Annotated in this window: 23 protein-coding genes and 1 other annotated feature (1 of these 24 only partly in view); all 23 genes read right to left on the bottom strand. The window is 41.7% G+C overall.

Features of this window, described 5'->3' with window-relative positions:
• Nucleotides 1–3,496, bottom strand: partial view of a DNA-directed RNA polymerase subunit beta' gene (rpoC, locus tag G7058_RS06590; protein WP_166062786.1) — the 5' portion only. 146 nt of this gene lie to the left of the window's left edge; the window shows 3,496 of its 3,642 coding nt (coding positions 1–3,496); the start codon lies at nt 3,494–3,496; its stop codon lies beyond the left edge, outside the window.
• Between the two features lie 80 nt (nt 3,497–3,576).
• Nucleotides 3,577–7,122: a DNA-directed RNA polymerase subunit beta gene (gene rpoB / locus G7058_RS06585; RefSeq protein ID WP_166062785.1), complete on the bottom strand. Its 3,546-nt coding sequence runs from the start codon at nt 7,120–7,122 to the stop codon at nt 3,577–3,579.
• A gap of 260 nt (nt 7,123–7,382) precedes the next feature.
• Nucleotides 7,383–8,000 (bottom strand): class I SAM-dependent methyltransferase, encoded by a 618-nt coding sequence (locus G7058_RS06580; protein ID WP_166062784.1) that lies wholly within the window; start codon nt 7,998–8,000, stop codon nt 7,383–7,385.
• Between the two features lie 69 nt (nt 8,001–8,069).
• On the bottom strand, nt 8,070–8,438 hold the full coding sequence (rplL, locus tag G7058_RS06575) for a 50S ribosomal protein L7/L12 (RefSeq protein WP_166062783.1): 369 nt from the start codon (nt 8,436–8,438) through the stop codon (nt 8,070–8,072).
• Between the two features lie 74 nt (nt 8,439–8,512).
• Complete coding sequence (gene rplJ / locus G7058_RS06570; RefSeq protein WP_166062782.1) at nt 8,513–9,007, bottom strand: 50S ribosomal protein L10; 495 nt, start codon at nt 9,005–9,007, stop codon at nt 8,513–8,515.
• A 38-nt stretch (nt 9,008–9,045) separates the two neighbouring features.
• Nucleotides 9,046–9,173: a sequence feature (ribosomal protein L10 leader region), on the bottom strand.
• A gap of 48 nt (nt 9,174–9,221) precedes the next feature.
• Entirely contained in the window at nt 9,222–9,917 is a 696-nt protein-coding gene (rplA, locus tag G7058_RS06565) for a 50S ribosomal protein L1 (protein ID WP_166062781.1), read from the bottom strand.
• A gap of 100 nt (nt 9,918–10,017) precedes the next feature.
• A complete protein-coding gene (gene rplK, locus G7058_RS06560; RefSeq protein ID WP_166062780.1) occupies nt 10,018–10,443 on the bottom strand; it encodes a 50S ribosomal protein L11 in 426 nt (141 codons plus the stop codon).
• 136 nt (nt 10,444–10,579) lie between these two features.
• The gene (nusG, locus tag G7058_RS06555; RefSeq protein WP_166062779.1) at nt 10,580–11,131 is read right to left on the bottom strand and encodes a transcription termination/antitermination protein NusG; all 552 of its coding nucleotides are present in this window, start codon (nt 11,129–11,131) and stop codon (nt 10,580–10,582) included.
• A 125-nt stretch (nt 11,132–11,256) separates the two neighbouring features.
• Nucleotides 11,257–11,400, bottom strand: coding sequence for a preprotein translocase subunit SecE (gene secE / locus G7058_RS06550; protein WP_264372309.1), 144 nt, complete (start codon nt 11,398–11,400; stop codon nt 11,257–11,259).
• A 55-nt stretch (nt 11,401–11,455) separates the two neighbouring features.
• Nucleotides 11,456–11,608, bottom strand: coding sequence for a 50S ribosomal protein L33 (rpmG, locus tag G7058_RS06545; RefSeq protein ID WP_166062777.1), 153 nt, complete (start codon nt 11,606–11,608; stop codon nt 11,456–11,458).
• A 72-nt stretch (nt 11,609–11,680) separates the two neighbouring features.
• A complete protein-coding gene (gene menA / locus G7058_RS06540; RefSeq protein WP_166062776.1) occupies nt 11,681–12,619 on the bottom strand; it encodes a 1,4-dihydroxy-2-naphthoate polyprenyltransferase in 939 nt (312 codons plus the stop codon).
• Between the two features lie 12 nt (nt 12,620–12,631).
• Nucleotides 12,632–13,675: an FAD:protein FMN transferase gene (locus G7058_RS06535; RefSeq protein WP_166062775.1), complete on the bottom strand. Its 1,044-nt coding sequence runs from the start codon at nt 13,673–13,675 to the stop codon at nt 12,632–12,634.
• Nucleotides 13,676–13,809: 134 nt separating this feature from the next.
• Nucleotides 13,810–14,310: an FMN-binding protein gene (locus tag G7058_RS06530; protein ID WP_166062774.1), complete on the bottom strand. Its 501-nt coding sequence runs from the start codon at nt 14,308–14,310 to the stop codon at nt 13,810–13,812.
• 213 nt (nt 14,311–14,523) lie between these two features.
• Nucleotides 14,524–15,492, bottom strand: coding sequence for a polyprenyl synthetase family protein (locus tag G7058_RS06525; RefSeq protein WP_166062773.1), 969 nt, complete (start codon nt 15,490–15,492; stop codon nt 14,524–14,526).
• A 21-nt stretch (nt 15,493–15,513) separates the two neighbouring features.
• Nucleotides 15,514–15,936, bottom strand: coding sequence for a NusG domain II-containing protein (locus G7058_RS06520; RefSeq protein ID WP_166062772.1), 423 nt, complete (start codon nt 15,934–15,936; stop codon nt 15,514–15,516).
• A 94-nt stretch (nt 15,937–16,030) separates the two neighbouring features.
• Nucleotides 16,031–17,896, bottom strand: coding sequence for an FAD-dependent oxidoreductase (locus G7058_RS06515; RefSeq protein ID WP_166062771.1), 1,866 nt, complete (start codon nt 17,894–17,896; stop codon nt 16,031–16,033).
• Between the two features lie 258 nt (nt 17,897–18,154).
• Nucleotides 18,155–18,745 (bottom strand): Gx transporter family protein, encoded by a 591-nt coding sequence (locus G7058_RS06510; protein ID WP_166062770.1) that lies wholly within the window; start codon nt 18,743–18,745, stop codon nt 18,155–18,157.
• Nucleotides 18,746–18,900: 155 nt separating this feature from the next.
• A complete protein-coding gene (locus tag G7058_RS06505; protein WP_166062769.1) occupies nt 18,901–19,479 on the bottom strand; it encodes a sigma-70 family RNA polymerase sigma factor in 579 nt (192 codons plus the stop codon).
• A gap of 577 nt (nt 19,480–20,056) precedes the next feature.
• Nucleotides 20,057–20,596 (bottom strand): NYN domain-containing protein, encoded by a 540-nt coding sequence (locus tag G7058_RS06500; protein ID WP_166062767.1) that lies wholly within the window; start codon nt 20,594–20,596, stop codon nt 20,057–20,059.
• A gap of 23 nt (nt 20,597–20,619) precedes the next feature.
• Entirely contained in the window at nt 20,620–21,486 is an 867-nt protein-coding gene (gene rlmB, locus G7058_RS06495) for a 23S rRNA (guanosine(2251)-2'-O)-methyltransferase RlmB (RefSeq protein WP_166062766.1), read from the bottom strand.
• A complete protein-coding gene (locus tag G7058_RS06490; RefSeq protein WP_166062765.1) occupies nt 21,470–21,886 on the bottom strand; it encodes a Mini-ribonuclease 3 in 417 nt (138 codons plus the stop codon). The genes rlmB and G7058_RS06490 overlap by 17 nt, the downstream gene beginning before the upstream one ends.
• The gene (gene cysS / locus G7058_RS06485) at nt 21,883–23,295 is read right to left on the bottom strand and encodes a cysteine--tRNA ligase (RefSeq protein WP_166062764.1); all 1,413 of its coding nucleotides are present in this window, start codon (nt 23,293–23,295) and stop codon (nt 21,883–21,885) included. The genes G7058_RS06490 and cysS overlap by 4 nt, the downstream gene beginning before the upstream one ends.
• A 75-nt stretch (nt 23,296–23,370) precedes the next feature.
• A complete protein-coding gene (gltX, locus tag G7058_RS06480) occupies nt 23,371–24,840 on the bottom strand; it encodes a glutamate--tRNA ligase (protein WP_166062763.1) in 1,470 nt (489 codons plus the stop codon).
• Nucleotides 24,841–24,848: the final 8 nt, after the last annotated feature.

Genomic DNA, 24,848 nt, shown 5'->3' with positions numbered 1-24,848 from the left:
CATTCTCTTTCAGACCCAGAAGGTCATCTGTCTTACCACGTAATGCAGCGTCTGTTAGGACACGTGTTGTTTCTTGGAACGATGCAGCAGACAAGAAGCTGTTTGTTTCCAAGGAAGCTTTCGTGATTCCCAATAGAACTGGACGTGCCGTTGCTGGAACTTGACCAGCTTTAATGCTTGCTTCGTTACGATCTGTAAAGTCAGCAATGTCCATTAGCGTTCCTGGTAAGATTTCTGTTGAACCTGGATCCATGATACGAACTTTACGTAACATTTGACGAACCATTACTTCAATATGTTTGTCTCCGATTTCTACCCCTTGCATACGGTAAACCTTTTGAACTTCACGTAGCAAGTACGTTTCAACGGATAATACATCGCGAACACGCAATAATTCTTTCGGATCAATTGAACCTTCAGTTAACGGCTCTCCACGGTGAACGGAGTCACCTTCAGCCACTTTCATACGGGATGTGTAAGGAACCACGTAAGTACGTGTATCTGTTACACCTTTAACTGTTACTTCTTTTGAACGCTCAGCAGCATTCTCGTCAATTGAGATTACTTCTCCCGTTACTTCCGTAACAATTGCTTGTCCTTTCGGATTACGTGCTTCGAAAATTTCTTGGATACGAGGCAAACCTTGTGTGATGTCGTCTCCGGCAACCCCACCCGTATGGAATGTACGCATGGTCAATTGTGTACCCGGCTCACCGATGGATTGTGCTGCGATTGTACCAACAGCTTCTCCAACTTCAACTTCATTACCAGTTGCCAAGTTCATACCGTAACAGTGTTTACATACACCATGACGTGTATTACATGTAAATACGGAACGGATTGTTACTTGTTCGATACCTAATTCGATAATTTCACGTGCTAGATCTTCCGTAATCAGTTCGTTATGTCCAACCAAAACTTCTCCCGTTTCTGGGTGAAGAATTGATCTTTGTGCGTAACGACCAATCAAACGTTCTTCTAGCGCTTCGATTACTTCATTTCCTTCGCGGATTGCAGAAATATTCAGACCTCTATCTGTTCCACAGTCGTCATCACGTACGATAACATCTTGTGCAACGTCAACCAAACGACGCGTTAAGTAACCGGAGTCAGCTGTTTTAAGAGCCGTATCCGTCATCCCTTTACGGGCACCGTGAGTGGAGGAGAACATTTCCAAGACTGTCAAACCTTCGCGGAAGTTCGAAATAACCGGCAACTCCATGATTTTACCAGATGGTGAAGCCATCAAACCACGCATACCAGCTAGTTGCGTAAAGTTAGAGATGTTACCACGGGCTCCGGAATCGGACATCATGAAAATTGGGTTTTCTTGTTGTAGAGATTCAATCAGTTTGATTTGAATTTCGTCTTTCGCTGCGTTCCATGTGTTAATAACACTGTTGTAACGCTCGTCATCAGAAATCAAACCACGACGGAATTGTTTCATAATCGCATCAACTTGCGCATGCGCTCTGTCAATGATTTCTGTTTTAGATTCCAATACCAAGATATCGGCAATACCTACTGTGATACCAGAACGAGTCGAGATACGGTAACCCAAATCTTTCATCTTATCCAACATACGAGATGTTTCTGTTACATGGTATTTTTTGAATACAGCAGCGATAATATTACCAAGATTTTTCTTCTTGAACGGTCCAACAATTTCTTGTTGTTCGATATGCGCTTTGATATCTATACCTGGCTCAACAAAGAATTTATCTGGTGTTGCTTCTTCAAGGTTTTCACGTGTCGGTTCATTCAAGTATGGGAACTCAACCGGCATAATTTCGTTAAACATCACTTTACCAACTGTTGTAATCAACAATTTACCTTTTTGGTTTTCCGTCCAAGGTTTTTCTGGTAGTGATTCTGTATTCAACGCAATACGTGAGTGCAAGTGAACGTAGCCGTTGACATATGCCATTTCTACTTCGTTCGCGTTAGAGAAAATCATACCTTCTCCAACTTTGTTTGCTTCTTCCATTGTTAAGTAATAGTTACCCAAAACCATATCCTGAGATGGTGTAACAACAGGTTTCCCATCTTTCGGGTTCAAAATGTTTTGTGCAGCTAGCATTAACAAACGTGCTTCAGCTTGTGCTTCTTCACTTAAAGGAACGTGGACAGCCATTTGGTCACCGTCAAAGTCGGCGTTGTACGCTTCACACACTAATGGGTGAAGACGAATCGCTTTACCTTCAACCAATACAGGTTCGAAAGCTTGGATTCCAAGTCTGTGCAATGTAGGGGCCCGGTTCAATAGAACAGGATGCTCACGAATAACTTCTTCTAGAACGTCCCATACATCGTTGTCCATACGATCAATTTTACGTTTAGCATTTTTGATGTTTCCTGCCAACTCACGTTGAACAAGTTCTTTCATCAAGAAAGGCTTGAATAATTCCAAGGCCATTTCTTTTGGCAAACCACATTGGTACATCTTCAAGAAAGGACCAACAACGATTACCGAACGGCCGGAGTAGTCAACACGCTTACCAAGTAAGTTTTGACGGAAACGACCTTGTTTTCCTTTCAACATATGAGAAAGAGATTTCAAAGGACGGTTACCAGGTCCTGTAACAGGACGGCCACGGCGACCGTTATCGATTAAAGCATCGACTGCTTCTTGTAACATACGCTTTTCATTTTGAACGATAATATTCGGTGCATTCAAATCTAACAAACGTTTCAAACGGTTGTTACGGTTGATTACACGACGGTATAAGTCGTTCAAGTCACTTGTTGCGAAACGTCCACCTTCCAATTGAACCATTGGACGGATATCTGGAGGGATAACAGGAACAACATCCATTACCATCCATTCTGGTTTATTACCAGAAGTACGGAATGCATCCAGAATGTCCAAACGACGAATAGCACGTGTACGTTTTTGGCCAGTTGCTGTTTTCAGTTGTTCTTTTAGTTCTTCACATTCTGTTTCTAAGTCAACACGTTGCAAGAGTTGTTTAATCGCCTCTGCACCCATTGCTGCTTGGAATCTATTGCCGTATTGCGCACGCTTTTCGCGGTACTCGCGCTCAGTCAATAGTTGTTTAGATTCCAGTGTTGCGTCACCTGGATCAATAACAACATAGCTTGCGAAGTAAATGATTTCTTCCAACGCACGTGGACTCATGTCTAACACAAGACCCATACGACTTGGAATACCTTTGAAATACCATACATGTGTAACAGGTGCCGCTAATTCGATATGCGCCATACGTTCACGGCGGACTTTCGAACGTGTTACTTCAACACCACAACGGTCACAAACAATCCCTTTGTAACGGATTCCGTTATATTTACCACATGAACATTTCCAGTCTTTTTGAGGGCCAAAGATACGCTCACAAAACAGACCGTCTTTTTCAGGTTTCAGAGTTCTGTAGTTAATTGTCTCTGGTTTTTTGACTTCTCCGTAAGACCAGCTACGGATTTTATCAGGTGAAGCCAGAGAAATTTGCATTTGTTCAAAATTATTAACATCTATCAAGGGGCTTCCCTCCCTTTTCTGTTGAGCTGCCCTATATGCTCGTCTTGCTTACAAAACGCACCGAAGTGCCAAAAGGGTACTTACCCTCTTTGGCCTTCAGTATCATCTTTTTTAACTTCAGTTTGTTTGTTTAAACGTTCGAAATTCACGACTTCGTCTTCATCGTCCATATCGCGTAGTTCGATTTCTTCTCTGTTCTCGTCTAGCACTTTCATGTCTAAACCAAGAGCTTGTAACTCTTTAACAAGAACGCGGAATGATTCAGGTACACCTGGTTTTGGAATTGGCTCGCCTTTAACAATCGCTTCATATGTCTTCACACGACCAACAACGTCATCAGACTTGTAAGTCAAGATTTCTTGAAGTGTATACGCAGCTCCATAAGCTTCCAATGCCCAAACTTCCATTTCCCCGAAACGTTGTCCACCGAATTGAGCTTTACCACCCAATGGTTGTTGTGTAACAAGAGAGTATGGTCCAGTTGAACGAGCATGCAATTTATCGTCGACCATGTGGGATAGTTTCAAGTAGTACATAATCCCAACAGACACACGGTTATCAAATGGTTCACCCGTACGTCCATCGTAAAGAATTGTTTTGGCATCTTTCGCCATACCCGCTTCTTCTACAGTACCCCAAACATCTTCTTCATTGGCACCGTCGAATACAGGAGATGCAATGTAAATGCCCAATTCGCGAGCAGCCATACCCATGTGCAATTCCAATACTTGTCCGATGTTCATACGAGAAGGTACCCCTAGTGGGTTCAACATGATGTCAACAGGCGTGCCGTCTGGTAGGTAAGGCATATCTTCTTCCGGCATAATGCGCGAAACAACACCCTTGTTACCGTGACGTCCGGCCATCTTGTCACCTTCGTTGATTTTACGTTTTTGAACGATGTAAACACGTACCAACAAGTTTACACCTGGAGATAACTCATCGCCCGCTTCACGTGTAAATACTTTAACGTCGTGAACGATACCGCCACCACCGTGAGGTACACGTAATGAAGTATCACGTACTTCACGCGCTTTTTCACCAAAGATTGCGTGTAGCAAACGTTCTTCTGCAGAAAGTTCTGTAACACCTTTAGGAGTCACTTTACCAACTAAGATGTCGCCATCACGAACTTCAGCACCAATACGGATAATGCCGCGCTCATCTAAATCTTTCAATGCGTCTTCCCCAACGTTAGGGATTTCGCGTGTAATTTCTTCAGGTCCCAGTTTTGTATCACGGGCTTCTGATTCGTATTCTTCAATATGGATGGATGTATAAACGTCATCTTTTACAAGACGCTCGTTCATAATAACCGCATCCTCATAGTTGTATCCTTCCCATGTCATGAAGGCTACTAAAATGTTTTGGCCTAAAGCCATTTCGCCGTCTTCCATAGAAGGACCATCAGCCATGATATCGCCTTTTTCTACACGTTCGCCAACACGTACGATTGGACGTTGGTTGTAGCATGATCCAGCGTTTGAACGTTGGAATTTAATAACAGGGTATTTATCCAGTGTTCCGTTATCGCGACGTATGCGGATTTCAGAAGCATCTAGGTATTCTACAACTCCGTCATTTTCACATAGAAGTGCAGCTCCAGAGTCATGAGCAGCTACGTATTCCATACCTGTTCCGACAAGCGGTGCTTTAGGATTAATCAAAGGCACAGCTTGACGTTGCATGTTGGCACCCATCAACGCACGGTTGGAGTCATCGTTTTCCAAGAATGGAATACATGCCGTCGCTACCGCAACTACTTGTTTCGGAGAAACGTCCATGTAGTCAACGCGTTCTACAGGTACTTCTAAGTTGTCATGGATGTAACGAGCCATAACGATGTCATTTGCAAAACTTCCGTCTTCATTCAAGACTGAGTTTGCTTGTGCAACAACGAAGTTATCTTCCTCGTCAGCAGTTAAGTAATCAATTGTGTCTGTAACTTTATGCGTACTCCAGTCAACACGACGGTAAGGTGTTTCGATAAAACCGTACTCGTTAATCTTCGCATAAGATGACAAACTGTTAATCAAACCGATGTTTGGTCCCTCAGGTGTTTCAATCGGACACATACGGCCGTAGTGAGAATAGTGAACGTCACGAACTTCATAGCCGGCACGATCACGTGTCAAACCACCGGGTCCAAGAGCAGATAGACGACGTTTGTGCGTCAACTCACTCAATGGGTTTTGTTGGTCCATGAACTGTGATAGTTGTGAAGAACCAAAGAATTCTTTGATTGAAGCAACAACTGGACGGATGTTAATCAATTGTTGTGGCGTTACAGTAGAAATATCTTGGATAGACATTCTTTCACGTACCACACGCTCCATACGGGATAGACCAATACGGAATTGGTTTTGTAGTAACTCACCAACTGAACGGATACGACGGTTACCTAAGTGGTCGATATCGTCTTTGTTTCCTAATCCTTCATACAAGTTGAAGAAGTAGTTAATAGAAGCAAATACGTCAGCTGTTGTCAGGTTCTTGATTTCAGTGTCTACTTCGCCGTTACCGATGATGTTGACTTCTTTTTCAGGATCCACTTGTGAATAAACTTTTACAACTTGAATACGAACGGGTTCTACAACCACACCATCTTCAGATGGTTGTAAAATAACTTCGTTTAGACCGTTGTCCAAATATGGAACTAATCTATCCATTACTTCACGGTTCAATTCTGTTCCTTTTTCAGCAATGATTTCGCCTGTTTCAGGGTCTACCAATGTTTCAGCAAGGATTTGGTTGTATAGTCTTGTTTTGATGTTTAGTTTTTTGTTTAACTTGTAGCGACCAACTGGAGCCAAGTCATAACGTCTTGGGTCGAAGAAACGTGCGTAAAGCAAGTTACGTGAGCTTTCCGCTGTTTTAGGTTCGCCTGGACGCAGACGTTCGTAAACGTCTTTCAAGCCTTCTTCAACACGTGAGTCTGAAGAAACTTTGTGAACATCTTTCTCAGCTGTCAATTTCAAGCTGTCGTTATTCCCAAAGATTTCGAAGATTTGGTCATCAGAACCAAATCCTAGTGCACGAATTAAAACAGTCAAAGGAATCTTTCTTGTACGGTCGATACGCACGTAAGAAATATCTTTTGCATCTGTTTCGAATTCCATCCACGCACCACGGTTAGGAATCATTGTGTTACCAAATGTTTCTTTACCGTTTTTGTCGATCTTGTTGTGGTAGTACACACCAGGTGAACGTACTAATTGCGATACAATAACACGCTCTGCCCCATTAATAACGAATGTACCCATGTCTGTCATAAGCGGGAAATCACCAAAGAATACTTCTTGGTCTTTGATTTCGCCCGTCTCTTTGTTAATCAGACGTAGTTTTACATAAATAGGTGCTGAATAGTTAGCATCGTGTTGACGTGCTTCTGAAACAGTATACTTAGGCGTTTGTAGTTCGTAATCCAAGAATTCCAAAGCTAAGTTACCTGTATGATCTTCAATCGGAGAAATATCCGCAAACATTTCTTTTAGTCCTTTATCCAAGAACCACTTATACGAATCCGTTTGAAGTTCAATCAGGTTGGGAAGTTCCAATACTTCACTGATTCGTGAATAACTTCTGCGGGTACGGTGTTTACCGTAATTGACATTATGTCCTAACAACTTCTTCACCCCTCATAAATTTGACGCAAGTTATATATTACAATTCTGTTACAAATGTTACATATATCTAACAAGTGACTGTAAAACTATGTTTTTTGGCAAAAAAAAACCAAAAGAACGATGCAATTTCCTGGGAAAATGTTCTCTGTCTTTTGTTTTTTGCCGGAAAAACGCGGTTGGACAATATTTCAATCGCATTCTTCTATTCATTTCTTATGCGTCTACAGTATTACATATTATACGTATTTTAACTGATTATGTCAAGCTTCGTTTTCTTTTGTACTTTGAATGATCCAGTACCCTTTATCACGAGCAATAACATCTGCATTATTGAAAATCTCAGTCATCCTCTTTTGAGCACTTGGCGCTCCTTGTTTCTTCTGGATGACGGCTGTCAGTGTGCCGCCTGGCATCAGATACTCATAAGCTTGAGTCAAGATAGCATGGACGGTTTCTTTACCAGCACGAATAGGCGGGTTGGTAACAATCGCTGCAAAACGATTAGAGCCTTCGACATTTTCATAAATAGATGATGAATAAATTTTGATGTTCTTAACCTGATTGGCTTCTGCATTGCGCTTCGCAAGTTGCATCGCGCGTTCGTTTACATCAACCATTTCAACTGTAATATCCGGGTTAGCAGCGGCCAAAGCCAATCCGATTGGACCGTATCCACAGCCAACATCCAAGATTGGACCGGTTACTGTTTCTGGATAGCCGAAAGAATCAATCAACAAGCGAGAACCAAAGTCGACCGTATTTTTTGAAAAGACACCGGCATCCGATGTAAACTGGAAATTCTTACCCAGTAAAGGGAATGTCCACGTTGCCTCGTCACTTTGAATAGATGGGTTTTTTGTGTAGTAATGATCTGACATACTATCACTCCTTTTACAAAAAGAAAGGCCGGAACACATGTTCCAGCCTTCAAGTTTTTAGAAACGAGATTATTTAAGTGTTACTGTTGCGCCTACTTCTTCAAGAGCAGCTTTCAAAGCTTCTGCTTCTTCTTTAGATACGCCTTCTTTGATTACGCCAGGAGCGCCATCAACTAGACCTTTAGCTTCTTTCAAGCCAAGACCTGTAGCTTCACGTACAGCTTTGATTACTTTGATTTTGCTGTCTCCAGCTGAAGTCAACTCAACGTTGAATTCTGTTTGCTCTTCAGCAGCAGCTTCACCAGCGCCACCAGCAGCAGCTACAGGAGCTGCAGCAGTTACTCCAAACTCTTCTTCGATTGCTTTAACTAAGTCGTTTAATTCTAGAACTGTTGCTTCTTTAATATCAGCAATAATTTGTTCAACATTCAATGCCATTATAATTTCCTCCGTTTATATTAGTATATTTTTTTAATAGATAAATCTGTGTTCACGATGCAATTAGCATGCGATTAAGCAGCATCTTTTTCGGATACAGCTTTGACAGCCAATGCAAAGTTGCGCATAGGTGCTTGCAATACTGATAATAGCATTGACAACATTCCTTCGCGGTTTGGTAGTTTAGCAAGAGCTTCGATTTCTTCTTTCGTAGAAACTTTACCCTCGATAACGCCACCTTTGATTTCTAGTTTCGCAGCTGTTTTAGCAAACTCAGCAATAATTTTTGCTGGTGCTACAACATCTTCGCTACTGAAAGCAACTGCTGTTGGGCCTTTGAAAATAGCGTCCATACCTTCTAGTCCTGCAGCAATTGCAGCACGAGAAATTACAGAGTTTTTCAAAACTTGCATTTCAACGCCAGCTTCACGTAGTTGTTTTCTTAGTTCTGTCACCTCAGCAACAGTAAGACCTAAGTAATCAACCACTACAACAGAAGCAGATTCTTGTAGTTTGCCAGTAGCAATAGCTACAAGTTCTTGTTTTTTAGCGATAGCAGCTTCACTCATCTTATCGTTCACCTCCTAAGTTTCTGAATAGAATTTTCTGTAAAAAACAAAAAACTCTATGCCACCTAGACATAGAGGATCCGTGTAATTCTCAACTGGATTCTTCCTCGGTAGGAATATTATGGCCTAAGCCCCCTACTGTCTTCGGTAAGACATATATTAACCTTGATGATTATAGCAAAGATAACCACCAAGGTCAAGATGCTTTATAAAATTATTTTGCTACAGTTGTTGGGTCAACTTTAACACCAGGTCCGAATGTAGATGCTACACTCAAGTTTTTGATGTATGTACCTTTAGCTGCAGATGGTTTCGCACGAACAACAACATCGTGAATTGTTTGGAAGTTTTCCACCAATTTTTCGTTGTCGAATGATACTTTACCGATTGGAACATGGATGTTCCCTTGTTTGTCAGCACGGTAAGTTACTTTACCAGCTTTGATTTCTTCAACAGCTTTAGCTACGTCCATAGTAACTGTACCTGTTTTAGGGTTAGGCATTAGGCCTTTAGGTCCCAATACGCGACCCAAGCGTCCTACAGTACCCATCATATCAGGTGTAGCAACGATAACGTCAAAGTCGAACCATCCGCCTTGGATTTTTTCAGCCAATTCGTTTTCGCCTACGAAATCTGCTCCAGCTGCTTCAGCTTCTTTAGCTTTTTCACCTTTTGCAAATACTAATACGCGTTGTGTTTTACCTGTACCGTGTGGCAATACTACTGCACCACGGATTTGTTGATCGTTTTTACGAGTGTCGATTCCTAGACGGTATGCAACTTCAATCGTTGCATCAAATTTAGCGAAGTCGATTTCTTTTACCAATGCAACAGCATCAGCAGCAGAATAGTGTGTTCCTTTTTCTACTTTTTCAGAAGCAGCAAGGAATAGTTTACCTTTTTTAGCCATGATTTATCCTCCTTGATTGTGGTCTTAACGGTTTTACCTCCCACTGGTAACCTCTGCTTTCATGAGAGCATAAGGTTCCATGAGAAGCTGCTTAATTGAATTAGTCTTGAACAGTAATACCCATTGAGCGAGCAGTACCTTCGACCATACGCATAGCAGCTTCTACGTCTGCTGCATTCAAATCTGTCATTTTAGTTTCAGCGATTTCTTGTACTTGTGCACGAGTTACAGAACCAACTTTGTTTTTGTTTGGTTCACCTGATGCTTTATCCAAGCCAGCAGCTTTCTTCAATAGAACTGGAGCTGGTGGAGTTTTTGTAATGAATGTAAATGAACGGTCTTCAAATACAGTAATCACTACAGGAATAATCATACCTGCTTGATCTTGCGTACGAGCATTGAATTCTTTACAGAATCCCATGATGTTTACACCCGCTTGACCTAGAGCTGGACCTACTGGCGGAGCTGGAGATGCCTTACCTGCAGGAATTTGCAACTTAACTAACTTCATAACTTTTTTAGCCACGATACATACCTCCTTGATTGTTCGTGATGTGGTTTAATGGGGATTAAGATTTCCCCTCCCACACATTCCCTGTGCATACTAAACGCACCTGTGAATTCTAACAAGTATCTGCACACCTGTCAACACTTTTAAAAAATTAATTTATTTTATCGACTTGTTCATACTCTAATTCAGCAATTGTCTCGCGACCGAACATCTCGATCAACACTTTCAACTTACCTTTTTCAGAGTCGACTTCTTCAACAACACCAGAAAGACCATTGAATGCTCCTTCGACGATTGTAACGTTCTCGCCTTTTTCGAACTCAACGTCACGTGTACGTGTACTCAAGCCCATACGTTTTAGGATCCAACTGATTTCTTCGTCCAACAACGGTGCTGGCTTACTTCCTGCTCCGTGAGAACCAACGAATCCGGTAACGCCCGGCGTGTTACGAACAACGTACCAAGACTCATCAGACATAATCATCTCAACCAGTACATAACCCGGGAAAGTTTTCTTAGTCTTTTTCTTTTCTTCGCCGTCCTTCATTTCAATCTCTTCTTCTTCGGGAACAACGACACGGAAAATATGATTCTCCATGTTCATGCTTTGTGCACGTGACTCAATATTCATTTTGACTTTATTCTCATAGCCGGAATAAGTATGTAGGACGTACCAATTTTTTTCTTGCTCAACTGTTTCCACTCTGTCCACTTCTTTCTATAGTAATATATGTTTTTTCGTATCAAAAAAAACCTTTCATTGCGGGAAAGGTTCTCTGTGCGCTCTTATTATAGCAAAGCAAGAGTCATTTTGCTACTGAAAATAGATTACAGACTCATGATTAAATCAAATAATTCACCAACACCAAAATCGACAACCGCAAAGAAAGCTGCAAACAGCAAAACTGTAACGATAACGGTATTCGTATACTTTGATATATCCTTGCTTGTTGGCCAAGTTACCAGTTTCATTTCATCTCTAACGCTCTTCAAGAAATTCACGGGATTCTTCACTTCTTTCTCTGGGCTATTTTGTCTCTTTGTGCAATGTGTGTGTGCCACAGTAACGGCAGAATTTTTTAACTTCTAATCGTGTCGTGCGACCTTTTTCAGTAGGTGTAATGGTGTAGTTTCTTGAACCACAAATCGTGCAAGCTAATGCTGCGTTTTTCCCTGCCATCGTCGCTCACCTCTTCCTGATTAAAATGTTGCATACCCCTCTAATAGTAGAGGTCAGAATCTTTATTGTCAACTAAAAAATAATGCCTAGAATGAGCATTATGATTTGCGTCACGTGGATAACCACCATGTTTATAAGTGCCAACGCAAAGGTTTCGCTCTTCACTTGCTTCGCCGTGAAACGACGGACATTCTTACGTACAATCGGGAATGTCACAAGAACACCGAGCATCCAAGGTGTCATGAAGCCTAATACTACCGCAAGTACAATCGCTACGTACACACCCATGTATAACCAGCCGTAAATCTTCACTGCCATTTCCTTACCTATATAGTAGACAAGTGTATAGCGGTGGTTACTAATATCGGTCTCGAAGTCACACGTATTGTTAGCCAACATAATATTCGCAATCGTGAATACCAGTGGCAACGAACTTAAAAAGACGGCCAAAACCGAAATCAGATTCCCTGTCACTACAAACTGCGGCCAAGCAATCGCAACCGTCGCCAGTTGCACATCCGCTACATTGATCAGGACTGCGATGAAGAAAATACCAAAGCCCATTGTTAGCCCAGATAACACTTCACCCAACGGCATCCGCGAAATTGGAAAGGGACCAAATGTATATAAAATTCCCACAGTGAAGCAAACAGCACCGATAACCAAGAGCAATAAGCTGGTGCGAGCAGTTAAAACGAGGCCTAACACCGCTGCAAAAGTAATCATGCCAATAATCAGGAGGGTCACTTTCTTCACATTCAATCCCGCGATTCCGATGATGTTTTCTTCATCACGATACGCCAGGTTTTTAGCCTTTACGTAATCCATCGTATTGTTAATAGCGGTTGTTGCCATATCGAACACTAGCATTGCCACAAAAAACAACACGGTATTAATCGGGTTGAATGCTTCAAAATAATAGCCGGCGTATAAAACACCGAGTAAAAAGGGAAATAAACTTGCCAATTTCGTTTTTATCTCAACTAATTCCAAAAAAATCGCTAGTGTCACAGTGCACCTCTTCTATTTTTCTACTATCGTATAGTCTTCGTCTCGTAATTCAAAATTATCTTTTAATCCTTCAGAGAGGTAGACTTCCTTATCCTTCGTAACAAATACAGCTTCTACGTCGCTGCGTCCATTCACATAAGCCAACCCTTCTTCCACACCCAATCCAAATACGAGCGTTGATAAAGCATCGCCTTCTACCGACGTTTCGGAAATAATGGATACACCGGCAATCTCATTATCAAAGGGATAACCTGTCTTTGGATTCATTAAATGGTGATAAATCTCACTGTCCACTTCTAAGTAGCGCTCGTAAATACCAGATGTGACAATAGAGCGTTCACTCTGTTGCGTCGAACCGATACTCGCACCGCGTTCTGCGAATGGATCTTGAATCCCCACATTCCAGACATCGCCTTCACGTGCCGGCGAAGCTCCCATTACAAAAACATTTCCACCCAAGTCGATAATCGCTGTTGTAACATCAGACTCTACGAATAATTCACGAACTTGATCTGTAATGTAACCTTTAGCAATCGCACCTAAGTCAATTTCCATACCCGCTTCTTGCAAAAAGACAGAATGTTCTTCTGCATTTAACGTTACCTTATTAAAATCAATTTTCTTCAAAGCTTCTGTTATTTCTTCTTGGCTCGGTTTACGTGCATCGTCAAAGCCAATGCGCCACAAGTTGGTAATCGGACCAATGGTGTAATTGAATTGTCCGTCCATCTCCACACTGTATTTCGCAGCCGCTTCAATCAGTTCGTATACTTCTTCAGAAACAACGACTGGTTTCTCACCCGTCGCCGCATTTATTTTAGAGATTTCCGACTCTGTTGTTTCGCCGGTAATCTTGTCCGCCAAATCCCTTACAAGTGCAAAACCTTCTTCTATAACTGCTTCTTTATCCGCATCATATACGCTGAGGCTGACATAAGTCCCCATCAGGAATTCTGTCTCCTTGTATGCTTTCGTATTGATTTTATTTTCATTGTCGCACGCTGTCAGGAAGATAATCATCCCTACCAACGTCAGCAGATTTAGTATCCGTTTCATAGTTTACTCCTTCATGCATTTTCAATAATTTTAACACAATAGAAAAGCGTTTATGAGATAATTTCTCCTAAATGAATAGATAGAGGGGCCGGGAGTTGAACCCCCAGCCCCTCTATATGTAGTGTCAGTATCGATTAGTTATCGATTTCGATTGTTTCTGTATTTCCTTCTTTAGCAGCAGCGATCAATTGTTCTGCATACTCTACGAATAATTCTGATGAGTGTGTAGCTCCTGATACAACTTCTACTTCTGAAGCATCTTGTTTTTCAACTAATTGTTCGTTTAATTCTGGTAGGTAATCTTGTGGACCCACGCCAACTTTGTCAACCATAGCTGTTTGGTAACCTTCGTCTTCAGATTTCAATTCGCCAGCTTCGTTTTTGTAATCGTAGTTAGATTCAGTGATTTTTCCACCTTCAACTACCATTGTGAAGTCAACTTTCCAACCGTTGTCATCTAAGTTCTTTTGAACAAGTGTATATGTACCGTCTTTAAGTTCTGAACCAGTTGTTTCTTCAACTGCTACGTCTGATGAAACTGCTTCTTCTGTATCTGTATCGCTACCACATGCTGCAAGCAACAATGTTGAAGCTAGAGTAAGTGACCATGCTGTCATTTTTTTATTGAATTTCATAATGGAAGTACCACCTTTTAATTTTTGTTTTTTTCATGAATGCTCATCCTCCTGATAAAACATTCACAAATGATTACACAGTAATATTAACACGCTAAAAAGAAGGATGCAACTTAAAACAAATAAGTTTATGAAACTTTTCATTAATTACAATCTCTCCCTAATCTTTTTATCATTTTAATAAAAAAAAGCCCATTAAATGGGCTTTTTTTATTAATATTCACGTTTAATCATTTGCTCAGTAATTAGCGAGAGCGTTTTTTGAGTTACGCTTTCAGGTAGTTTTTCAATCTGTTTCAACGCTTTTCGCGTATATTTCCCGGCGAGTGCTTGTGCTTCAGCGAGGCCACCGCTCGCCACGACGATTTCATAAACCGCGTTGAGTTCATCGTTGGTGATAGCTTCACCCTTCTCTAGTAGCGGAAGCAAGTCAGATCCACGTTTCTTCTTCGCGTAGAGGACAGGTGCCGTGTAGATACCATTCTTCACATCTTGCAGGATGGGCTTACCCGTTTTCGAATCATCCGACGCAAAATCGAGGATATCATCGGTAATTTGGAAGGCCATCCCAATATTACTGCCAATTTGGTACGCTTGGCGGGCATAAGGGGAATTATAGGCGCCGGAGTAACAGCTCAAAGCAAATAGTTGCGCAGTCTTTCCTTGAATTTGGTTCAGATAATCACGCATGCGCATGTTACTGTCATACTTGCGGTCCATCTGGTTCAACTCTCCCAGAAGGATTTTCTCCATCCCTTTGGTATCCAAGTCTAATTCACGTGCAGAATCGGCATGGTCTTGCAAAAGACGAAAGCACAGCGTAAAGAGATAGTCGCCTGTATACACAGCGATTCGATTTCCATACGCGCTGTTTAGCGTTTCCTGACCACGGCGTTTGGCTGATTCATCAATGACATCATCATGAACCAGCGTCGCCATGTGTAGGACTTCCAAAGCGGCAGCAACGGCACGTGCTCTTTCCGGGTTTCTCTCTTTAGAGAGCTCCGAGAACAGTAAACTGTACGCAGGACGTAATAACTTACCACCTGAGAAGAGCATTTCTTTTATTTTATGTTGTACTTCTTCATTTTTAATTGTTACGTGTTTGTCTATCAGCGAAATGGTTGCTTCTAACTCATATCGCAGGGCAGGATAGGCATCCCACATTGGATGGACCTTCATCTTACTTTCACACTCCCTGTTCTACCTTAAAGATAAGACGTCGATTTCATTGGTATTATCATCTGGGTTATCGGATCGTACTTCTACCAACAACTTATGCGGTAGGCACAAGATTGTATCGCCAACCAAAGCGACATCCGACATACGCACACAGACCTGATCCGAGCAGTTTGCTTCTGTCATATCGACAGTCATCCCTGTTCTGACAATCGTATTACTATGACCATGATCGTCTTCAAAGTGGAACGTCTCTGTTTTACCGTCATCTACTAAATCGAAGACATGGACAATTTCACCGTTCGCTTGAACGACCACTTGCATGTTTGAATGATCTGCCGTCGCTTGGACATATGAAAAAATGCCTAACGGTAAAAATGAACCCAACATCAATAGTAAGACAACGATAACATCGCCACGCTTAATCATTTTTATATATTTCATCATATCGTTGGTTTCCCCTCGCTTCTTGGATGGCTTCACTATATACGAAAAATGGAGACAAAGGCAAGTTTCCCCACCTTCACCTCCATTGGTTTAATTATTTATTTACGCCTACTTCGTAGATCGATTTAATATCTCCGTACCACCACTTACTTAATTTCTTGGAAATCCAAGGAATAACGTAGTAATCTAACCCAAATGCACGGCCTGAACCGTTCATCAAGCTGATTGCGACAGGAACGAACCACATGTTAACCCAGTAGAACATACCTGTTAAGCTGAACATTGCAACTAAACCAACTGTCAATGCACTTACTAACCATGTGAAGAGACCGAAGATTAATGCCAAACCGATTGCGATTTCAAGTAGTGTCATCATTTTTTGCATGAACAATGCCATTTCAACGTTTGGAACCATGAATTCCATGATTTTTTCGAACCAACCTGGCATTTTATCAAGAACCATCATTGGCTCTTCACCGTAAACATAGTTCAAACCGAATACACTGTGAACCACTTCTTCAGCTGCTTCAGATGCACCAGATGCAGGGTCTTGTAACCAAGAGAACGGCATTGTTACATCATTACCAAACCAAGATGTCGTTCCAGCAAGTCCGAACATTTTCTTCAGACCTTCCCATAGCCACATTGAACCATAGAACACACGCAGCGGTAAGTTCCAAAGAACGTTGCCGTAACGAGACAAGTGTTTGCGGAAAATACTACGACCATCACGGATATGGAAAAATTCGTGGTGGATGTATTTTACAAAGTAGAAAACAGAACCAATTGTTAAGAAGTAGAACAAGTTGATTAAATGTTTTACTGCCATCGCAATAAAACCGCTTAAGTGGATTTTTTCCATCAAGTAAGCAACGCCGTAACGAGAACCGATTGAAATCATGAAACCATCGTATTTCCCTTTGTGGGCAACTTTCTCTGTTCCTTCAATAGAAGCAATAATGTTTTTCGCTGCTGTATGACCTGTTTGCTCAGCACTTTGAACGATTTGCGGTACAGGTGTATTATCGTTGTCTGGCTCTTCGTAGTAAACGATGTCTCCAGCTAGGTATACATTTTCAGCTCCTTGCGCTTCCATGTATTTATTCGCAACTAAACGACCTGCGCGTGCTTTTTCAATCCCGTATTCTTCAACGTCAGAGTTTGCTTTAACCCCTGCCGTCCAGATCAACGTATGTGTTGGAATTTTTGTTCCATCAGAAAGTTCAACGGTATCTTCTGTAACGTTGGCTACACCGTTGCCTTTGATGATTTTAACGCCGTTTTTATTTAGATAACGTTCTGCTTTACTAGATTCTTTCTCCGTTACAACTCCCAAGATGATTGGTGCTGCTTCTACTAAGTAGAATGAGAATTCTTCTGGATCCAGTTTGTTATCTTTTGCTAGACGGTCTTTCCATTCCATCAAGTCACCGATCATTTCAACTCCGGTAAATCCGGCACCTGAAACAACAAATGATAACATTGCTTTGCGTTTTTCTATGTCATGCTCAATCGCAGCTGTCTCAACAGTGTCTTTGATGTGACGACGCAATGTATTCGCATCTTCCCAAGACCATAATGTGAATCCGTGCTCTGCTACACCCGGGATATTGAAAGTATTTGGTTCGCCACCCATCGCTAAGATGATGTAGTCATATTTAAAGGTTGATTTTACCGTTGTCACAACCTTGTTTTCTTTATCAAGGTGTGTCACTTCGTCGGTAACGATATCAACGTTTTTGTTACGGTTGAACAAGCGTTGTAAATCGAATTGGATTGCATCTGGCTCTACACGACCAGCCGCAACTTCATGAAGCTCTGTCATATATGTTTGGTAAGAATGACGGTCAATCAATGTGATAAGAACGTCTTCGTTCTTTTTGAAATGCTTCGCCAACTTTTTAGTTGCCGCAACGCCAGCGAAACCAGCACCAAGGACAACAATATTAGTCTTTGCCATATTTTCTTCTCCTCTTTGTCTCTTTATCTATATGAATAATTGCCAAAAATTTCACTTACTTAAAATCACTTACCGCAATATTATAATGCAGTTGTGAAAAAAAGTCTAATCTATTTCGAATGAGAATAATTTTTTTAGTCAATTCTAATTTGGTTGCGGTTACATGGTAAATTTGTAATTATCTGACAATTTAAGAAAAAGTCCGCAAATATAGGACACGCTTGTTACCTAGTGTTTGGATACAAAAAAGAACCGGAGCTATTCCAGTTCTTTAAATTCTTCTGTATATTGTGCATCGTACCACATTTGGGTTAAGCGATCGGTCTTTGCTTCTTCACGCTGGAAGTTTTTAATCGTCACGACATGCTCCATTAAGTAGTTCGCCGCAATCCCAACTGCAATACCAGAGAAAATTCCGGTAATGGCTAGAACAGGTAAGTAAAGCATCACGCTGAACGATTGGGCAATGGTACTTGCCACAACCAATTGCCCCACGTTATGTAAAATACCGCCCGTTGCACTTACCCCAATCAAACTCACATGCTTGGGTCCCAAACGACGAACCGACAGCATCCCAAAGTAGCTCAAAAAAGCACCGGCGAAACTATAAAGGAACGTCGACAATGTCCCGCCCAATAATGTTGATACCAACAACCGCATCCAGACCACTTTCAAACTGTCCTTAGCTGGCAACGTAAAAATTGCCAAAATAGTAATAATATTTGCCAATCCCAACTTTGCTCCCGGCGCAAATGCGAACGGAAACGGAATCGACCGCTCCAACAAGGTAATCACCACCCCTTGCGCAGCTAATAATGAAATATATATTAATCGTGTATTTTTTTTCATAAGTGTATTCAATACCTTTGCTCGTCAATGTTGTGCTTCTTTAGTTTAGCATAACTGGGAAACGATTAATATTGAAGTGTGAAAAATAAAAAGCCAGCGCTTTTTGCACCAGCTAATTGTATGTCTGAGGTTGGTAGTTTTAACTGTCAGGTATGTTACGATATCGCATTAAATTTTTGCCTGCAACGTTCCAATGCGTTTTTTACCCTGACGTATTCTACGTTCAAATTACTGGCAATGCTTTTAATTGAAAGTCCTCTGATAAACAACAGATAAACTTCCTTCTCGAAGCTGGAAAGCAACGCTACGTAGTCTTCGTATGATTCCCTCAAAGTCAAAAGATACTCGGGTGTCTGAAAATCAACGAATTTCATTTGGACTGAATGGCTCGTTTCCAACAGTTGGTCAAATGACACCGCTCTTCGATCACTCTTCCGCCGATATGCATTTTCTTTACGGATGATTCCGTAAATATGATGTTGCAATACCAAACGATAGTACCCCGAAAATCGCATTCCTTTTTCGCTGTCATATCTCTCAACTGCATCCAACATAACTAGTCGCGCTTCTTGCATCAAATCCTCAAACTCAACATACTCAAGAAAATAATCTTTCATATATTTTTTAATCAAAGGAGAGAAGCGATAGAATAATGGTTCGAAATATTCCATCTGCCCTTCCTTCATTGCTGCTACCATCTCCTCGTTTGAGATGCCGCTCTCATTGTGAGTCACACAAATATCCCCCGGATACAACCTAGACATGACTTTAGTATGGACTAGAAAGATAAGGGTAACAATAGGATTAATAGCGTAAACCCAAAATATACAAAAAGCGGCCCAAAATGGTTACGCATAAAAATTATTAATGTTTTTAGAGCCAAATCTCAAGTAGAGCCTCCTATTTCAGATTCTATTTGAGCTTTTGACCATTATCCCAATAAAAAAATGGAAAGATCTCTTTTAAAGTATTTATACCTGGAATCTGGATGGCAGCCGGCTATTTCCTGACGGATTGGTTCTTGTATGGATTACCAGCAGCATTCGCGGCCTCACCTATGAACCTCTTCCAAGGTATCGTCGGCGCATCCTTTCTCATTGTTTTCTATAAAGTCTTAAGGTCCATCTTAAAATAACTAAATAGCTCACTCAAAACGATTTAACGATCTGAGTGAGCCTTTTGCGAAATAATAGCTCACTCAAATCAATTTTTCGATCTGAGTGAGCCTTTTACGGTAAAAACCTATTATTTTTACCCGCTTTGGAACAAAAAAACCAGCCCACCCCCTGTAGGATGAACTGGTTCATTTTTCTATTTAATACTTTTACCCGATAAACTCTCCCGCAATCTTCCCAACTCATCCAACTGCTCTTCCGTTAAACTGCCGCGTTTTTTTCTGCCATATCCTTGAACTTTTTGGTATTCGGCTTCTTTGTCGCGGGCGCGTTTGGAGCGTTGAAGTTCGAGCATCAAATCAAGTGCGGACATCCGGTTGGCGCCTTTATTGAAGACAAGTTGTTGCTCAGCTAGATCGCTGGTCGCAACGGTCACGTCGGTTAGGACATTCTTTAGCTTGTCGACAATTCCCTCAATATACGTATCCGCCGTCTCCCCTTGTCCGGTAAAGACGACTTTTACTTTATATTTGGTATATTCTTTCGTAATGCCAGGAACGAACTGGGCATCGAACACAACCCAAATCTCAATGTTTTCAAACGCCTGGTAATTTGACAGGATTTGAAGAAGACGATCACGTGCTTCCTCAATAAGGTCACGGTTCTTCAAGTTTACCAGTTCTGGCCAAGCGCCAATCATATTGTACCCATCCACAACTAATATTTCTTTCTTCACCGTAACCTCACCTCCCTTAGTGTCTATTCAAAGTTACGTTTACGATAAACTTCGTACATCATGAGTCCCGCAGCCACACTCGCATTTAAGCTTTGAACATGCCCTTTCATCGGGATCGTTAACAAACCGTCCGCAGAGTCCTTCAATAAGCGTGAAACGCCCTTGCCTTCGTTACCGATGATAACCGCAACCGGTAAATTGGCATCCCATTTCTCGTAGGATTGTCCTTTCATGTCGGTCGCATAGATCCATACACCGCGCTCTTTCAACTCTTCAATTGTCCGCGCTAAGTTTGTCACGCGTACAACTGGCACGTGCTCAATCGCACCGGTAGACGTTTTCGCAACGGTTCCGGTTAGGCCCACTGCACGACGCTTCGGAATAATAACCCCGTGAACGCCACTCGCATCTGCAGTCCGTAAAACAGAACCCAAGTTATGTGGATCTTCAATCCCATCTAAAATGACGAAGAATGGGTCCTCACCTTTTTCCTTCGCAACTGCGAATAAATCATCCAACGTTGCATATTGGAACGCTGCTGTTGCCAGCATCACCCCTTGATGCACACCATTATCGGATAATAAATCCAATTTTGTCTTTGGCACAATGGTAATTTGAATCTGGCGTTCTTTCGCCAACTCCAGAATCTCACCAATCTTTTCGCCACCGATTCCTTCTTGCAAGAACAATTTGTTGATGTCGCGTTCGGATTGTAGCGTTTCATAAACGGCATGTTTTCCGATTACAAAGTCATCTTGTTGTTCCGGACGGTTGTTTGTTTCTGGTTCAGGCTTACGCTTCGGTGCGCGCCCTTTATAGTCATCTTTTCTAAAATCGCGTTTGTTATCTCTTTTTGTATCGCGATTCGGCTTTCTATTTCTTTGGTTCATCTTCCAGGCCCTCCACTTGTTGGATACACCAACGGACAAGCTCTTCAAAACGTGCCACTTGCTTCGTTAAATGCAAATAACCGAACAGCGCTTCAAAGCCCGTTGAGATACGGTACGTTGTGACATCTGCATTCTTGGCAGTCGTATGACTTTTCGCATTCCGACCCCGTTTGTACATGGTCACTTCTTCTTCTGATAAAAATTCTGGTTGTTCCAGCATGACATGCATCAAAGCAGCTTGTGCTTTTGCTGATACATAATGTGTCGCGCGGCGGTGTAGATCGTTTGGTTTCGTCCAACCTTTTTGCAAGAGGTGATCACGCACATACACTTCGTAAGCAGCATCCCCCACGTAAGCCAGTGCCAAACCATTTAATAATGACCAATCTTTTTCACTCATGCGCGTCTCCACCTTGTTCCTTGCGGCGTATCATCCAAGATGATGCCTTGTTCTTTCAAATAGTCACGGATTTCGTCACTGCGGGCAAAGTCTTTATCTTTACGCGCTTGAATCCGTTCGTCGATTAACGTTTGGATATCGTCATCCAGCATACCTTCAGCTTGCAACGTGATACCAAAGACTAGCATCATTTGTTCCAGTACTTCTAGCGCTTGGTCTAAAACTCCCTGCGATACTGTTTCTCGTTCAGAATACATGTTTAATTCTTTTACGAAGTGATAAATAACACTCAAAGCATTGTCTGCTTGGAAGTCGTCGTCCATTTCCTTAACGAAATTGGCTTCTAGTTCCATAAACACTGCAATATCTGCTTGGTCAGTTGAAAGGATTGCTTCCGCATTTTCCAAACGGTAACGTGCATTTTTATATGCCACACGAATCTTATCTAAGTTGATCCGTGCTTCTTCTAATGCGCGTTCACTGAATTTGATTGGACGGCGATAGTGAGAAGAAGCCAATAGGAAACGCAATACTTGCGCATCTACTTCTTTCAAAATATCATGGACCATTACAAAGTTACCCAGTGATTTACTCATCTTTTCTTCTGATTCGCCCATTGTGACAAAGCCGTTATGCATCCAATAATTCGCAAATGGATGGCCGGTCTTTGCTTCACTTTGTGCGATTTCATTTTCATGGTGAGGGAAAGTCAGGTCATGCCCGCCACCGTGAATATCGATTGTGTCTCCCAAGTATTTCGTCGCCATAACCGAGCACTCAATGTGCCAGCCCGGACGTCCCGGTCCCCACGGAGAATCCCAAGAAATCTCATCCGTCTTCGCTGCTTTCCATAAAGCGAAATCAATCGGGCTTTCTTTCTTCCGATTTTCTTCTTCGTCGATTCGCTCACTTGCACCCACACGTAAGTCTTTGATGGACTGATCACTCAATTGTCCGTATTTTTCAAACTTTTCAGTACGGTAATACACATCTCCGTGTGATTCATAGGCAAAGCCCTTTTCAACCAGAACTTCAATAAACGCAACAATCTCAGGGATATTATCCATCACGCGTGGATGAACCGTTGCTTCCTTTACTTCTAATGCCTGTGTATCTTCAGCGAAAGCCGCAATAAATTTCTCTGCGACTTCGACTGGCGTAATCTTCATTTCTTTAGCAGTCCGGATGATTTTATCATCAACATCGGTAAAGTTAGAAACATAGTTCACATCATACCCACGATACTCCAAATAACGGCGGATTGTGTCGAACGCCACTGTACTGCGTGAATTACCGACATGGATATAATTGTAGACAGTAGGCCCACAGACATACATCTTCACCTTTCCTGGTTCCAGTGGCTTAAATGTTTCTTTTGTCCGAGTCAATGTATTATAAATTTTCATCATCCGTCGCTCCTTCCTATTTCCCTTATAATAGCAAGATGGACTCTTTCGAGAAAGAGTCCTCTTGTTTTTCTTTTTTTATAGACTTGCCATCACTGTATCTAAATGACTAATGCTCTTTTCGCGGCCCAATAACTCGATTGTTTTACCAAGTTCTGGTCCATGCATCTCGCCACTGATAGCGACGCGGATAGGCATAAATAGATTTTTGCCTTTCACGCCTGTTTCTTTTTGAACAGCTTTAATTGCTGCTTTGATTGTTGCTTCTTCAAATGGTTCAATCACTTTAAGTTGTTCTTTGAATGCCGCTAGTACTGTTGGGACTGTTTCGCCAGAAAGAATTTCTTTCTCCGCTTCGTCCAGTTCCAATGTTTCAGTAAAGAATAATTCGGATAATTCCACAATTTCTGCCGCATAACTCATTTGGTCATGGTACAGAGAAATCAATGTTTTAACCCATTCTTGTGTTGCTTCGTCTGGATTTTCATCAATCTTACCAGCAGCTGCCAAGTGTTTTGTAGCAAGTGGAACGATTGCATCCAATTCTGATTCTTTCATGTATGTGTTGTTTACCCACTCTAGTTTTTTCGCATCGAATGCAGCGGGAGATTTGCTCAAGCGAGCCGGATCAAACATCTTGATCAGTTCCTCTTGGTTAAAGATTTCTTCTTCACCAACTGGGGACCAACCTAACAATGTAATGAAGTTAAACATAGCTTCTGGTAAGTAACCGAGCTCTTTGTATTGTTCGATAAATTGTAGAATCGACTCATCACGTTTACTTAGTTTCTTACCTGTTTCACTGTTGATGATTAAAGTCATATGACCGAATTCTGGGTATTCCCAATCGAATGCTTCATAGATCATCATTTGTTTTGGTGTATTTGCAATATGATCATCACCACGTAAAACGTGCGTAATGCCCATCAAGTGGTCATCCACTACAACTGCAAAGTTATACGTTGGGAAGCCATCACGTTTACGAATGATGAAGTCACCACCGACGCTGCTTGCTTCAAAGTTGATTTCGCCTTTAACGATATCGTTGAAGGTATATGTGTTATCTTTTTCAACGCGGAAACGGATTGTTGGAACAATGCCGGATGCTTCTTTTTCAGCTTTCTCAGCTGCTGAAAGGTGCGCACAACGTCCGCCATAATGCGGCATTTCGCCACGTGCACGTTGTTGTTCACGTTCTTCTTCCAATTCATCTTCTGTACAGTAACAGTGGTACGCGCGATTCGCGATTAACAATTGTTCAATATAGCTGTCGTAAATATCTTTACGTTCTGATTGACGATAAGGACCATATTTGCCTGGCTTGTCCGGACCTTCGTCCCAGTCCATGCCCAACCATTCTAAGTTCTCCAGTTGGCTTTCTTCACCACGTTCGATATTTCGTTTTTGGTCTGTATCCTCAATACGAATAATAAAATCTCCGTCATTGTGACGTGCGAATAAATAGTTGAAGAGGGCTGTACGTGCATTTCCTATATGCAAATGTCCCGTTGGACTTGGTGCGTAACGTACCCGAATTTTTTTAGCCATTATTCATT

Source organism: Jeotgalibaca porci, assembly GCF_011299095.1.
Classification (GTDB): domain Bacteria; phylum Bacillota; class Bacilli; order Lactobacillales; family Aerococcaceae; genus Jeotgalibaca; species Jeotgalibaca porci.
This window is presented reverse-complemented; position numbering and strand designations above follow the sequence as displayed.

Bases quoted from the DNA above. Each gene is read 5' to 3' on its own strand.
- G7058_RS06580 (WP_166062784.1), bottom strand. From the start codon at position 8,000: ATGTCAGATCATTACTACACAAAAAACCCATCTATTCAAAGTGACGAG.
- rplL (WP_166062783.1), bottom strand. From the start codon at position 8,438: ATGGCATTGAATGTTGAACAAATTATTGCTGATATTAAAGAAGCAACA.
- rplJ (WP_166062782.1), bottom strand. From the start codon at position 9,007: ATGAGTGAAGCTGCTATCGCTAAAAAACAAGAACTTGTAGCTATTGCT.
- rplA (WP_166062781.1), bottom strand. From the start codon at position 9,917: ATGGCTAAAAAAGGTAAACTATTCCTTGCTGCTTCTGAAAAAGTAGAA.
- secE (WP_264372309.1), bottom strand. From the start codon at position 11,400: ATGAAACTGGTAACTTGGCCAACAAGCAAGGATATATCAAAGTATACG.
- rpmG (WP_166062777.1), bottom strand. From the start codon at position 11,608: ATGGCAGGGAAAAACGCAGCATTAGCTTGCACGATTTGTGGTTCAAGA.
- G7058_RS06535 (WP_166062775.1), bottom strand. From the start codon at position 13,675: ATGAAACGGATACTAAATCTGCTGACGTTGGTAGGGATGATTATCTTC.
- G7058_RS06530 (WP_166062774.1), bottom strand. From the start codon at position 14,310: ATGAAATTCAATAAAAAAATGACAGCATGGTCACTTACTCTAGCTTCA.
- G7058_RS06525 (WP_166062773.1), bottom strand. From the start codon at position 15,492: ATGAAGGTCCATCCAATGTGGGATGCCTATCCTGCCCTGCGATATGAG.
- G7058_RS06520 (WP_166062772.1), bottom strand. From the start codon at position 15,936: ATGATGAAATATATAAAAATGATTAAGCGTGGCGATGTTATCGTTGTC.
- G7058_RS06515 (WP_166062771.1), bottom strand. From the start codon at position 17,896: ATGGCAAAGACTAATATTGTTGTCCTTGGTGCTGGTTTCGCTGGCGTT.
- G7058_RS06510 (WP_166062770.1), bottom strand. From the start codon at position 18,745: ATGAAAAAAAATACACGATTAATATATATTTCATTATTAGCTGCGCAA.
- rlmB (WP_166062766.1), bottom strand. From the start codon at position 21,486: ATGAACCAAAGAAATAGAAAGCCGAATCGCGATACAAAAAGAGATAAC.
- G7058_RS06490 (WP_166062765.1), bottom strand. From the start codon at position 21,886: ATGAGTGAAAAAGATTGGTCATTATTAAATGGTTTGGCACTGGCTTAC.
- cysS (WP_166062764.1), bottom strand. From the start codon at position 23,295: ATGATGAAAATTTATAATACATTGACTCGGACAAAAGAAACATTTAAG.
- gltX (WP_166062763.1), bottom strand. From the start codon at position 24,840: ATGGCTAAAAAAATTCGGGTACGTTACGCACCAAGTCCAACGGGACAT.